Source organism: Flammeovirga kamogawensis (assembly GCF_018736065.1).
GTDB classification, from domain to species: domain Bacteria; phylum Bacteroidota; class Bacteroidia; order Cytophagales; family Flammeovirgaceae; genus Flammeovirga; species Flammeovirga kamogawensis.
The window spans coordinates 232,656-246,775 of sequence record NZ_CP076129.1; the positions used below are offsets into that span (position 1 = coordinate 232,656).

The 14,120-nt window shown below is 30.3% G+C and carries 11 protein-coding genes; 7 read left to right on the plus strand and 4 right to left on the minus strand.

The window, feature by feature from the left end; all coding sequences use genetic code 11:
* The first annotated feature begins 1,293 nt into the window (after positions 1-1,293).
* Complete coding sequence (locus KM029_RS19960) at positions 1,294-2,541, plus strand: cystathionine gamma-synthase family protein (RefSeq protein ID WP_144076612.1); 1,248 nt, start codon at positions 1,294-1,296, stop codon at positions 2,539-2,541.
* A gap of 54 nt (positions 2,542-2,595) precedes the next feature.
* Here KM029_RS19960 and KM029_RS19965 read toward each other — a convergent pair whose 3' ends face one another.
* Positions 2,596-2,829 carry a hypothetical protein gene (locus KM029_RS19965; RefSeq protein WP_144076613.1) on the minus strand — a complete coding sequence of 78 codons (234 nt, stop codon included), beginning with the start codon at positions 2,827-2,829 and terminating at the stop codon, positions 2,596-2,598.
* A 171-nt stretch (positions 2,830-3,000) separates the two neighbouring features.
* The gene (locus KM029_RS19970; RefSeq protein ID WP_144076614.1) at positions 3,001-3,279 is read right to left on the minus strand and encodes a hypothetical protein; all 279 of its coding nucleotides are present in this window, start codon (positions 3,277-3,279) and stop codon (positions 3,001-3,003) included.
* 394 nt (positions 3,280-3,673) lie between these two features.
* On the opposite strand from KM029_RS19970, the gene KM029_RS19975 reads away from it, so the two are divergent.
* From KM029_RS19975 to KM029_RS19995, 5 genes are all read left to right on the plus strand, one after another.
* Positions 3,674-6,169: a T9SS type A sorting domain-containing protein gene (locus tag KM029_RS19975; protein ID WP_144076615.1), complete on the plus strand. Its 2,496-nt coding sequence runs from the start codon at positions 3,674-3,676 to the stop codon at positions 6,167-6,169.
* Positions 6,170-6,424: 255 nt separating this feature from the next.
* Positions 6,425-6,889 carry an HPP family protein gene (locus KM029_RS19980; RefSeq protein ID WP_144076616.1) on the plus strand — a complete coding sequence of 155 codons (465 nt, stop codon included), beginning with the start codon at positions 6,425-6,427 and terminating at the stop codon, positions 6,887-6,889.
* A complete protein-coding gene (hmpA, locus tag KM029_RS19985) occupies positions 6,879-8,108 on the plus strand; it encodes an NO-inducible flavohemoprotein (RefSeq protein ID WP_144076617.1) in 1,230 nt (409 codons plus the stop codon). The genes KM029_RS19980 and hmpA overlap by 11 nt, the downstream gene beginning before the upstream one ends.
* Positions 8,109-8,263: 155 nt before the next feature.
* Positions 8,264-9,256 carry a TQO small subunit DoxD gene (locus KM029_RS19990; protein WP_144076618.1) on the plus strand — a complete coding sequence of 331 codons (993 nt, stop codon included), beginning with the start codon at positions 8,264-8,266 and terminating at the stop codon, positions 9,254-9,256.
* A gap of 152 nt (positions 9,257-9,408) precedes the next feature.
* The gene (locus KM029_RS19995; protein ID WP_215586370.1) at positions 9,409-9,699 is read left to right on the plus strand and encodes a hypothetical protein; all 291 of its coding nucleotides are present in this window, start codon (positions 9,409-9,411) and stop codon (positions 9,697-9,699) included.
* Between the two features lie 77 nt (positions 9,700-9,776).
* Here the strand turns inward: KM029_RS19995 and KM029_RS20000 are convergent, their stop codons facing one another.
* Both KM029_RS20000 and hrpB read right to left on the minus strand, forming a co-directional pair.
* A complete protein-coding gene (locus KM029_RS20000) occupies positions 9,777-10,844 on the minus strand; it encodes a methyltransferase (protein WP_144076620.1) in 1,068 nt (355 codons plus the stop codon).
* Positions 10,845-10,951: 107 nt separating this feature from the next.
* Positions 10,952-13,441, minus strand: coding sequence for an ATP-dependent helicase HrpB (gene hrpB / locus KM029_RS20005; protein ID WP_144076621.1), 2,490 nt, complete (start codon positions 13,439-13,441; stop codon positions 10,952-10,954).
* 300 nt (positions 13,442-13,741) lie between these two features.
* On the opposite strand from hrpB, the gene KM029_RS20010 reads away from it, so the two are divergent.
* Entirely contained in the window at positions 13,742-14,062 is a 321-nt protein-coding gene (locus tag KM029_RS20010) for a hypothetical protein (protein ID WP_144076622.1), read from the plus strand.
* The last annotated feature ends 58 nt before the right edge of the window (positions 14,063-14,120 follow it).

Sequence of the window (14,120 nt, forward strand, 5' to 3'; positions counted from 1 at the left end):
AAATTGTACTATCATATAATTTAAATCCTCCTATTTACATGTGATAAATGAAGAAGTAGTCATTTATAAAACTCATAAATCATATTTTTATTAGGAATAGGTAATTTTAAAAACTTAAAGTTGTGATGAGGTTATATTCTGTATATTAGATGTATTTAAAAATAATATTAATGTAAAATAAAAAAAGACCTATGTAAAACATGGGTCTTTTTCTCTATAAACTAAACTAACAAACAAACTTCCAACTAATATTTTTTAAACGAAAATTATAAATGTTTTTTCGTTCTTATTTTCTTTATTGATACTTCAATTTGTATCATTTTTCATAGATACACAAATATTACCTGTAACAATCTACATGTTGTTATAATTGTTATATAAGAAAGTTTAAATACTGCAATTTCTTATTCAAAGTGGTTTGAAAATTAAATTTTGGACATAATAATACCCCTCAATATTTTAAAAAAATAGAGAGGGGCCTCATTATTAATTGGGGGATATCCTATTTCATGGATTCCCTAAGTAAGTACTTCTTCATAAAAGTAATTCACTGTTAAAGAAAAATACTTTTTAATAGTTGCCCTAAATAAATAGGAGAATGTAATAAGTTGTTAGATAACTAACGTGTTATTACATTATTTATGTAGACTGAAAATAATTTTATTAATCATGTTCTGCATAAATATCACTTTTAAAATATATACTTTAAAAGTTTTGATAATATAAAGTTATAATATTTTTTATTTTATTAAAAGAATAAACTTAAAGTTAGAAAAATAATGTTTAATCATCATAAATTATAATTCAATATTTTTGATTTGAAATACATACTTATATTGTTATAATATTCGGATTATCTGTTATTTATGAAAACAATTTCTTGAGTAATTAATTGATTACTTGTTATTATTATAAATATCTTTTTTTTGTAATACTTACACATAAAACTGTAAGAATAGTTTTAAAATGAGCTGATCGCTACTTTTTTATTATGTAAGTATATTCTTGAAAAACTAAATTTTCAAATAAATATTTATGCAATACAATTTTTGGAATGTGTATTTTAAAACTGTATCATAAATAATAATTAGTACTTATAAGTATTGTAATGTTTAATAAGCAACTAATATGAGTCTAATAGGTATAAACATTTTATGAAGGTAAGAATAATTTTTATTAGCAATTCTAAAATAATCAAAGCATATTCATATTTAAACATATATACTCATAAGTACTTTATTATAATGTCGCTTATTAATAAGTACTTAATTAACATCTAACTAAAAAAATAAAATGCCACATAAATACCATCCAGAAAGTTTAATGATGACTCATGGTTATAAACCAGAGCTTTCTGAGGGAGCTGTAAAGCCACCTATTTTCCAAACATCAACATTTGTATTTAAAACTGCAGAAGAGGGTAAAGCATTTTTTGAAGTAGCTTATGGTTTAAGAGAAAAAGGCGAAAATGAAAACCTTGGTCTTATATATAGTAGAATTAACAACCCAAATTTAGAGATTCTAGAAGATCGACTTTGTTTATGGGATAAATCGGAAGATTGTGCTGTATTTGAGAGTGGAATGAGTGCAATTAGTTCTGTTTTATTAGAATTCTCAGCTCCAGGTGATTTAATATTATATAGTGCACCAACGTATGGTGGTACAGATCATTTTATTCATGATCTTTTAAAGAAAATTGGCGTTACAAGTATTGCGTTTAGACCACATCATACTAAGAAAGATTTAATAAAAATGATAAAAGATAGCGGTAAAGCAGATCGTTTATCGTTAATCTATTTAGAATCTCCAGCAAATCCAACTAACGATTTGTTTGATATTGGTGCTTGTGTAAAAGTGGCAAAAAAGTTTTCTTCTAAAAAGAAGAAAGTTCACGTTGCTGTAGATAATACATACATGGGACCATTATGGTCTAATCCTTTAGAATTAGGTGCTGATTTAGTAATGTATTCTGCTACAAAATATATAGGCGGACACAGTGATTTGATTGCTGGTGCAGTTCTCGGAAATAAGGAAGTAATGCAGAGAGTTAAAACACTGCGTACTTTTTTAGGTAACATGGTAGGCCCACATACTGCATGGTTACTTTTAAGATCTTTAGAGACATTAAAAGTAAGAATGGAGAAACAAATGCGTAATGCTAAGAAAGTTGCTAAATTTTTAAATGAACACCCTAAAGTTGATAAAGTTCATTACTTAGGATTAATACCAAAAGACACAAAAGATTATAAGTTGTATAAAAAGCAATATTCTTCTCCGGGTGCAATGGTATCTTTTGATATTAAAGGAGGTGAGAAAGAAGCATTTAAATTCTTAAACGGTTTAAAACTAATGAAACTTGCAGTAAGCTTGGGCAGTACAGAAAGTCTTGCTCAACACCCTGCTAGTATGACTCACATTGGGGTTGATCCAAAAGAAAGAGAAGAGTTTGGAATTACTTCAAGTCTGGTTAGACTTTCAATTGGTGTAGAAAATTCAGAAGATATCATTTGGGATATCGAAGAATCATTAAATAAAGTATAAAAAAATAGCCCCATTATTTATATAAGTAATGGGGCTATTTTTTATAAGTGACTATTATAAATCCTCTTCGTCTTTAACAACAATTCTAGGGTTGTTGTTTTCATTTAAAGATTTTCTTTGTTCTTGCTTTTCAGCCTTACGTTCTTTTTTTGCTTCTTTTCTTTCTTTAAAAAGTTCATAAGTAGTTTTATCAGAATTATTTGCATGCATATCTTGAATGTTCAAGCCTTGTGCATTAATAACTAGACTAGTTAGAATTATAGAAATTGATAATGATAAAGTTTTCATTTAATAAGTAGGTTAGGGTAGTTATAAAAAAATCAGGTATTTGATTTACTATCACAAATAAAATTGAAAATATTTGTAAACGCTAATTATTGATCAATAAATTCTTAAAATAATACATTATTTCATAGTGTTATAAGGTGTGTGTAATGTTATTCATCACTTTCTACTGTCTTACCTTTTTAATACCCTGCAATAATATTGACCGTCTGTATATTCTACATATATGTTATAGATTCCCTTCTCAAATTTAGACATGTCAATATCGGTAATTCCACATCCACCAGATTCTAAAATAATTTCATCATCTATATTTTGAATACAAACCGTAAATTTATCTGTAGCTAATGGAGTATGTATACGAGTAATATCATATACTAAAGTTGGATAGACCATCCATTTATTTTGATGAGCATTCTCTTTCTGAGAACGTTTTAATTTTTCTAGGAGCATGGGAAAGAAACAGCATAATTTGATAACAATGTGCGAAATTATAAATAAATGAAAATATTAAAAATATATAGTCATCTATTTTGTAATAAACTTAATTTTTATTTCTCATTTAATGATCTAATCCAATTCTATAACAAAAATATTCAACGTGATATATAAATAATAGAAAACTATTTTAAATGAAAAATCATTGATTTTGATCTATAAATGCGGTTTTTTACTAAAAGAAACAATCTATTAACTTGAAGAAACCTATCTAGACTACATTACCTAATACATTTGAAGTGTAATTAATACAGCTACTCTATTTAATAAACTATTGGATACTATTTGGAACACTCCAATCTAAAAAATGTATTAATGTTCTACTCAATTTTTTAACTATACACGTCTTATGAAGAAATTATTAACAGCTTTCTTGCTATCTTTTTGTTCTATAGCATTTGCTCAAAACACAGTATTTCAAAATAACTTTGATGCTTATACTGCTCAAGAAAATATGATTGACCAAGGTGAATTCATATTACAAGAACTCCAAGATCTAGCAGACGAACAAGATGTAACTCTAGTTATTGGTGAAGAAGATGGAAATAAGTACATCTCTTTTGACACTCCTGGAGCAACTACTTCTAAAAATACAAATATTAGATCTACAGAAGAAATAACTTTTAAAGCAGGAGTAACATATACTTTAACTGCAAAAGCAAGAGGGCCATTTTCTAGAGGTTTAAGAATTATCGATACAACAACAAATGGACCTGCATTTTCAGAGGCTAATTACAATGCTAGAAACGATGAAACGCTTCGTGCAGAGTGGTATGAACATTCATTAGAGTTTACACCTGATGCTGATTTTATTGGTATTGTAGCAATGTTTAGAGGATGGAATTCAATGCTAGATATTGATGATATATTATTAGTAGATAATCAAGAAGCTACAGAAGAAGAAGAAGAGGAAGAGGAAGAAGAGAATCCAGTAGAAGAACCTGTTTTCTACATTTATCAAAATGATTTCACTTCTTATTCTGAAAATGAAAGTTTAATTGATGGTGATTTTAAATTAGATGTTTTTCAATTACCTGAACTTACAAGAACTTTATCTACAGTAGTTGATCAACAAGACGATAACCAGTTTTTACAATTACAAATTGTAGATGCTGCTGCTTCTGCTAACACTTTAGTAAGTGTATCTCAAGATATACAAGTGAAAGCTGGTATTGAATATACATTACAAATAAAAACGAGAGGTCCATTTAGAAGAGATATAAGAATCTTGGAAAAGAATAATGGTGTTATGTTTCAGTCAGCAGAATACAATGCAACTAATGATGCAACATTAAGTAACGAATGGTATCAACATACTTTAGTATTTACTCCAGAAACAGATTTTACTGCACAAGTATCTGTTTTAAGATTATACTATGGTACTTTAGATATTGATGATATCATGCTTTCAACAACTTCTGAAGACGCATTGAACCAAGAAACACCACTTGATCCTAACGCATTGTATCATAATAATTTTGCATCTTATACTGCAGATGAAGATTTAAATGTTGAGAATTCATTCTCATTAGTTGCCATTGATAATGTTGATGGAGAAAGAACACTAACTGCTATTGATAACAATGGAAATAAAGTATTAAAATTTGATACTCCAAATGCTACAATAAAGTCAAATACAAATATTTTTGTTGATGAAGAGATTCAATTAGAAGCAGGAAAAAAATATAGATACACAGCAATTACAAAAGGTAAGTTTGATAGAGACCTTAAAGTTTTTGATACAGAAGCAAATGAAGCAATTATCTCTAGTGTAAATTATAACGCTGGTAATGATGATATTGTTGGTGCTGAATGGCATGAACAAATGGTAGAATTTACTGCAGAGGAAAACATAACAGTTCAATTAGTAATTACTAGAAAATGGAATGGTGTTCTAGAAGTTGATGATATCAAACTAGTGGAAATTCCTTTAGAAGAAGAATCTGAAATTGATACTGATGCAGATTACCATAATAACTTTTCAGAATATAATGAAGAAACATTGGTAACATCGGATTTCGATTTTGTAAAAGTTGAACAAGAAGATGCTGAAAGAACAATAACTTCAGAAGTTCAAGACAATAATAACTTCTTAAGATTTGACACTCCTAATGTAACAGGAGATGCAGCTACTTACATTTATACTGTTATGGACTTTGAATTTAAAGCAGGTACTGAATATACATTATCAGCTAGAACTAGAGGACAGTATATGAGAGGACTAAAAGTACTTAATAGTACTGATAATAGTGTTGCTTTTGAAAATAGAGGACATAACGCAGGTACTGCAGAAGTTGCTGCAAATGAATGGTATACCGATGTTTTAGTTTTTACTCCAGAAACTGATTTTACTGGTAAGCTTGCAGTTAATAGAGATACAAATGGTGTTTTAGATATTGATGATTTATTATTATCATCTAAAATGATGGAAGAAGAGGAAGAGGAAGAAACACCAGTTGAGGAGGAAGAAGAAGAAACTCCTGTTGAAGAGGAAGAGGAAACACCAGTTGAGGAAGAAGAGGAAGAAACTCCTGTTGAAGAGGAAGAAGAAACACCTATTGATGGAGATGTAACTGCAATTGATCCTGTAGCTAATAGTTCAATTTCTTTATACCCATCACCTACAACTTCTTTAGTAACTATTGATACAGGTAATGAACAAATTGTTTCTATTGTAATTGCTAATTCAGCTGGGCAAGTAGTTCAAACAATTACTACAAATTTAAATTCACAAGGAAGCTCGCTTTCTTTTAAATTAAATAAAACTCTTAATAACGGAGTTTATATTATTAAGATTAATTGCTTAAATAATCAATTCACTAAGCGAGTTGTATTAAACAGATAATTAATTTTTAATTGAGATTTGGAACACGACTAAGAAAAGGTCATCCTGTAACGGGATGGCCTTTTTTTATATCAATTAATTTGCTGATTTAGTGGTTTTTATAATAAAGTCTGATATTTATCAGTTTTTGGTCTGTTTTATTACAATTATCACTACTGATCTGTAAACAATCTTTGCATTACCAAATTAGAATTACCAATCTTAAGATTCATAGGTTAGGTATAAATAAGGTAGTTATCATCTATAAAATAATTGATGAAGATTAAAAAAGCAGCTTTAAAAGGCTTTAATAGTTTTATAGGTATAGGAGTTTTATGCATTCTGCAAATGTATTTTAAAGGTGATTTTGTACTTCTTACAGGAGCATTTGGAGCAACATCAGTTTTATTATTTGCAGCACCAGAATCTCCACTAGCACAACGTAAAAATATGTATTGTGGGCATTTAGTCTCTGCAATAGTTGGGGTTACTTGTTATAAAATACTTTTTGATTTATCTCCCGAATTTGCTGTTGCATCTTCTGTAGGTTTATCAATATTTTTAATGTCTGCCTTAAATATTTTACATCCACCCGGAGGAGCAACAGCATATATAGCAGTTTATGGAAATTCAACAATTCATGAATTAGGTTATGCCTATGTTTTTATTCCGGTTTTAATAGGAATTTTCTTACTAGATAATATACAACAAACACAAACCAAATTGACAGATGAAAATTGAACAAAAAACAATCGATATTGTAAAAGCAACAGCACCAGTAATTAAAGAACATGGCGTAGCTATTACTACACATTTCTATAAGTTAATGTTTGAGAAAAACCCAGAGCTTAAGAATGTCTTTAACATGGCACATCAAGCAGAAGGAACTCAGCCACAGGTATTGGCAGGTGCTATTCTTGGTTATGCAACATATATAGATAATTTACCAATGCTACAAAGTGCAGTAGAAAGAATTGCACACAAACATGTTAGTTTAAGTATTCAGCCGGCACATTATGCAATTGTAGGTAAGCACTTAATTCAAGCAATTAAAGATATTTTGGGCGATGCGGCAACAGAAGATATAATTGCTGCATGGACAGAAGCTTATGGTATTTTAGCTGGTGTATTTACACAACGCGAAGGAAGTTTATATACAGATGCAATTAATAATCATAATGGTTGGGTTGGTTTTAAAAACTTTATTGTTTCTAAAAAAGTAATTGAAAGTGATGAGATCACTTCATTTTATTTAAAACCAGAAGAAGGTAGTTTATTACCTTTTATCCCAGGACAATACATTGCTGTAAGATTAAAAGGTGATGACCACGAACATGCTCATATGAGAAATTACTCTTTAAGTGATTCTCCTGAAAAAGACTATTATAGAATTTCGGTGAAAAGAGAGCAAGGGTATGCACAAAAACCTGATGGTATTGGATCTAACTATTTACACGATTTTATAGGTGAAGGAGATGTAATCGAAGTAGGTATTCCTGCTGGTGATTTTACATTAGATACAGCTTCTAAAAGAGATGTAGTACTATTAAGCGGAGGAGTTGGTCAGACGCCAATGTTATCAATGTTAAATCATTTACTTGCAGAAAACTCAGAAAGAAAAATTACTTGGTTACATGCTGCTAAAAATGGTTTATCACATGCGTTTAACACTTATATAACTGAGTTAGCAACAAAGAATGAACAACTTTCATATCAATTTATTTATAACAACCCACAACCTACAGATAAAGGAGTTCAAGCTGGGTTTATTGATATATCTTTCATTAAAGATAATGTTCCTAATTATAAAGAAGCGGAATATTATTTCTGTGGACCAAAGTTATTCATGAAAAATATAATTAATCTTTTAGCTGTTTTAGGGGTACCTGAAGAACAAATTAATTTTGAATTTTTTGGACCTGCCGAAGAACTTAAAGCTGAAACTGAAGCGATGGCATAATTCACTTTAAGCATTATACAAGGCCTCTTCTTATCTTTAAGGAGAGGTTTTTTTATATATGGGAAAAAAAGCACCTTTATGGGGAAGAATAGTTTACTTCTAGTTTGGAATAATTGAGGATATTTGAGGCTACATTTACAATCAAACTTAATTTTATGAAAAATACTAAAATTGTTGGTGGTCTTTTATTACCATTAAGGTTAGTGACTTCTTGGCTATTTTTATCTGCTGTTTTACGCAGATTGTTCTTAAACCCGGCAAAACACGATATGGAAAGTCCTATGTGGATTGGCCATAAGATAAATACATTTTTTCCACATGCGAATGGTATTTTTAAAGAGGTTTTAGGTTACCTAGTTGTTCATCCAACAGAAATGAATTGGTTTACCTATATTTTTACTTATTCAGAATTAATCGTTGGGGTATTATTACTCTTCGGATTCTTTTCAAGATTTACAGGAGGTTTCTTATTATCACTAGCAATAGGTTTAATGCATACTGCTGGTTGGTTAGGACCAACTTGTTTAGACGAGTGGCAGATCGCATCCTTATTAGGTACAGTAGGAGGTATTTTATTAATATTTGGAAGTGGAGATTATTCTTTAGATAGTTATTTAACTAATAAATACCCAAAATTACAACACAATATTTTATGGAAATATGGGACTCAACTATCAATTTTAACAGAGAATAAAAATTATAAAAAGATTGTAATTACGTATTCAATCATTGCATTGCTTTATGTAATGGGAACAAATCAATTACTACATGGTGGTGTTTGGGGAACACTCCATAATTATTCCACTAAACCGAATATTGAGATATCCAATATAGAAAATACAACAACAACTTTATCATTTGATAGTTTTAGAGATAAAGGACCAGAAACTTATGGGGCTTTTGTAGTTGAAATAAATTTATATAATAGTACAAACCAATTGATTTTCACTCTTAATGATCAAAATTTCGATAAGGTTAGTATATCAAATTATTACTTAAATAAAGTATTTTTTAATGGAAGAGCTTTAGTTTATCCTTTAGGAGGAAAGGCTCAATTAAAATTTAAAGTCCCTGAAGTGTTAAATAGAACTACTAAAAGAATTGAATTAGTAGATATTAGCGGTAAAAAATTTACGGTTAACCTATAATTATCAGCGTATCATGACTGAAATAGAGACTTTTTTGTAAAAATATTGATGTATATCATTGAATTAATAGATATTAAGACATTTGTTGTGACAATTGTTCTACTTTATTCGTCTATATAGTGACATAAGTCATAGAATATAAAAACAAAAGAATGATTAGATATCACATACTTCTAACAATCTCAATTATATCACTTTTATTTAACTTGAATTATACAAAATTTAGTGAGTCAATTGGAGATTTAGATTACAAAGAAAAAACTGTCCCTCAAGAAAAGAAAAAGGATACGGATAAAAAGGAAGATAAAACTGTAACTAATCCTAAAAATAAAACTGATAAAAAATCAGAAGCAAAAAAGGATAAGAAAGAATCAACTGTTAAATATCCAACTTTACTTGAAGTTATTAGAGGACAGAACAATGAAAATATTAATACAAAGTAATTATTTCATAGTAAGAAAAAAGGCTATCTCATATCAAAGTTAATGAGATAGCCTTTTGTATATAGAGTGTTTTGAACTTATTTATGCTTTAAAACCCAAAGTTCAACTTTTTCAGATTCACGTAAATTAATAGTACGTTTTGTCTTATCAGAAGCTTTCTTAACTGACTTAGTTAATTTCAATTCTAAAGTAAAACGTCCACCTTCATCAATCTCTTTCTGAATAGGATGTTCTGTTGTAGTTTCTGCTATTTCAGCTAAATTAGAAAAGATGATTACTAGTTGTCCGTCTTCTGATAAATGACTTACTGCATCTTTAAAGAAATCAGGAAATAAATTATCTGGATAATAAATTGCTGTATCATTCTTATCCGCATCACTTTTAATAGGTAACCAAGGTGGATTAAAAACAATTAATTCATGTGGTTTTTCCCATTTACCAAATAAGCTACCATAATCTAATTCAATTTTACGAGACAATTTTGTTGTACCCATAAATTCTTTTAAACCAACAATTGCATTAGGATTAGTATCTGTTGCAAAAACTTTTTGAAAACCATGTTTAACCATTTGCATTGATAAAACACCACTTCCTACACCAATATCGTAAGCAGCTTTTTTAGGTCCTTCATACCTTTTTAGCCAGTTGTCAAATAATACTAAGTGATCAAAACGAGTAGGGAAGTAGGTACCGTAATATGGGTGTAACTTATTTCTTAATACGGGTACTACCAAACCTTTCTTATTCCATTGCCAAGCACTATTAAGTCCTTGTATTTCTGGGAATGATAAGATAAAATCTGGAGTTTCTGCATAAAGTTTTTCTAACCATCCAATAGAAGGTGCTTTCTTTACTGCTAATTTATGGTCTTTAATTCTTATAAGTACTCTATGTGATAGGTCTCTATATTCCTTTCTATAGGCACGTTGTTCTTTAAAAGAATCTCCTGCGTATTGTTTTTTTAATTTAGCTTGGATTTCATGTAATAAATCCATTCCATCTTTGTACGCTTCTTCAACAAGAACGTATTTCCCATTCTGAAGGGCTTCAATAGTAGCACTTATAGGAGAGTTTTCTGTAAAAGAAGTAAACTGTATATCTGAACCAATCGGCGTTGGCTTATTAATCTTTATTTCTGATTCCATGATCTTATATTTTTTGTAAGTTAAGTAATTATAACCTAGTTAAATGATTTATTCGCAAGCATTGTATATAAAGCAAGAAATAGTACACTTAACGTATTATTATACAACTAACTCTTTTTTCTTTTTACTCCTCTAACTGCTTCTTCAGTCCAAGGGTCTTCTGGCCAACTATGTTTAGGGTATCTTCTTTTTAGATCTTTTTTAACTTCAAAATAAGCATTATTCCAGAAGCTATTTAGGTCAGACGTTATTTGTACAGGCTTAAAACCTGGTGATAGCAAATGTAACACCACCTTTTGAATACCATTATTTACTGTTGGTGTTTCAGAAAGGCCAAAGCATTCTTGTAAGCGTACAGCCAAAACGGGATCGTTACCATTTTGTAAATACTTAAGTTTTATATGAGAACCGCTAGGCACTGCAATTTTAGAAGGTGCTAACTTATCTAATACTTCTTGTTTATCCCATGGTAAACTATGGTGAAGAATATCTTTAAGTTTTAATTTCTTTAAATCATCAGGGCGTTTTATTTTATCTAAATAAGGTAATAACCACTCCTCATTTGTAAGCAATAAAGTTTCTGTAGAAACATCAGGCCAATTCTCTTGAGGGTTCCATTTTTTTAAACTCATAATCCTAGCTTGCCATTGTTCTACCTCTTCATCAAAATTTAGAAGTTGTTTACCTTCTTTTTTAATAGCAGCAGTAATTGCTTTTATAAGATGAGATGGATCTGGATTTTGTAATGGTGTAGATTTAAGAACGATATTACCAATTCTAAGATCTTTTGTAGCAATTAAACCTCCATCTTCTGTATCCCAAGTAACAATTTCTTTTTCTCTTACCATAGGAGCAAGGTCTTTGGGATCTAAAGCAGAAGCCATAAATATTTTACCCATTCCATCTCTTGCATCAATATGAGCAACAGCTAACCATTGTTCATCTGCAAGATCATCTCTATGGCCTGCAGCTGCAATTTTACCGTTTGCTAATTGAAATTGTGCATTATTACCAGGTTTAGAACAAGCTATTCTTTCTGGGTAGGCATGTGCTAAAAGAACACCTGTTTCAAAGTCATCGACTTCATCATTTTCAGGTTGCATTTTAAAAAGTCTTCGGTAAGATTCAGCAACTTTTTCAATTTGTCTAAACCTACCCCCAGTATGTTTTTCAGCCCTATATCTTCTTAATCCCTCAACTCTTAGATTAATATCAATTCCTGCTTCTCTTGGTAAAGGGTCTCTTTCTTCAACAATTGCAGCTAAATCTGTGGCTAAATCGAGTAAATCATGCTCCTCAGCATATAGCAACATATGTGCAATTCTAGGATGGCAAGGTAATCTATGTATTGCTTTACCATGAGTAGTAATTTTATTATTTTCTAGAGCTTCTAATTGTTCAAGTGTATCTCTAGCCTGCAAAATATGCCCGCGTGGAGGAGGGGTAACCCAAGATAATTCGGCAGGGTTTATAATACCCCATTGTGCCATATCTAACACTAAAGAAGCTAAATCAGCTTGCTCAATTTCTGGAATTCTTTGTTCATCTAATCTAGAATTTGTTGCAGCACTCCACATTCTATAACACACACCGGGTCCCAATCTACCAGCACGTCCAGCTCTTTGGTCTGCGGCATCTTTAGACACCATAACTGTTTCTAAACGTGATAAACCAGAATTTGGATCAAATTGTTGTGTTCTTGTAAAACCAGTATCAACTACAATAGTAACACCTTGTATTGTTAAACTTGTTTCAGCAATGGAAGTAGCCAAAACAATTTTTCGTTTTCCTTCTCTATTTGGAGAAATAGCAGCTTTTTGTTTTCCATGTGATAACTGTCCATATAAAGGATGGATTGCAAAATCTTTTAATTGACCTCTTAAAATACCTTCGCATTTTTTTATCTCACCTTGTCCGGGTAAAAAGCACAGAACATCACCATCATGTTCTTTTACAGCATTCATAATGGTACGAGCCGTTAACTCAGGGAGTAGAAATCTATCAGCATCACCTACATAATTTAAAGCTACCGGAAACATTCTACCTTCACTTTCAACAATAGGGCAATTGTCTAGCATTGCAGAAAGTTGTGGCATATCTAAAGTAGCTGACATGACCATTATTTTAAGATCATCACGCAAAACTTGTTGCGTTTCTCTACATAAAGCCATTGCCACATCTGCATGTAAACTTCTTTCGTGGAATTCATCAAAAATGATAAGGCCAGCATTTTCTAAAGCATTATCAGAATGAATCATACGTGTAAGAATACCTTCTGTGAGTACTTCTATACGTGTTTCATCAGATACTCTTGTGTCAAAACGTACTCTATAACCAACTGTTTGTCCTACTTTTTCACCAAGTAACTCACTCATTCTTGTAGCAATGGATTTTGCTGCAAGCCTACGAGGTTCAAGCATATAAATTTTCTTGTCTTTTAACCACTCTTCATCTAATAAAGTAAGAGGTATTAAAGTACTTTTCCCTGCACCAGGAGGTGCTTTTACTATAATTGTTGGTTCCTCTTTTAATAGGTCAATTACTTTAGGAATAATTTCCTTTACAGGAAGGTCTAATTTTGAATAATCTATCGCCACTGAGTTGATTTTTATTGAGGGATGCAATTTAAGTAAAAAGTAATTTCTTTTAACTATGATGCTTCGGGAAAGGGTAAGATATCAAAATTAATCATCTGATTAAACTTAAAACTAAGTGATAAAAAAAACATAATCCATTAAGAAAAACCATCAAATATTTAGCTAAAAAGATAATTCTTATGTTTTAAAGTGAGTATTAATTCACATTAAGATAATGAAAGTTTACAGGTACAAACTCAATCAATTTTGGCCCGTAAGTAGATATATAATTTAGAAAATAACTATTTAAAAAACGTATTCATGAAAAAGTCAGTATTAACGATTTTAATCTCTTTATTCTCTTTAGGTATCTTCGCAGAAAAGGTGGACAACATCCAATCTTTTACTGTACAAGACAAGTACCAAGAGTATGAACTAATTAATCATTTTAAGAATTTGACAAGTTCAGAATTTGATGAAGAAACAATCATCACAGAAGATCCTTTACAAATTGTAAAAGAGATTCATCTACATAACAAATACAAAGAGTTTACTGTAAAAGTAACAACAAACAGAAAAACAGATATTAGACTTGTAGAGTTTGTTACAATCGAAGAAGAACAAACTGAACAGACAAAATAGTCTGAATAAGAAATACTAAATAAGAGGTCAATCCATTTAAATGGGTTGACCTTTTTTT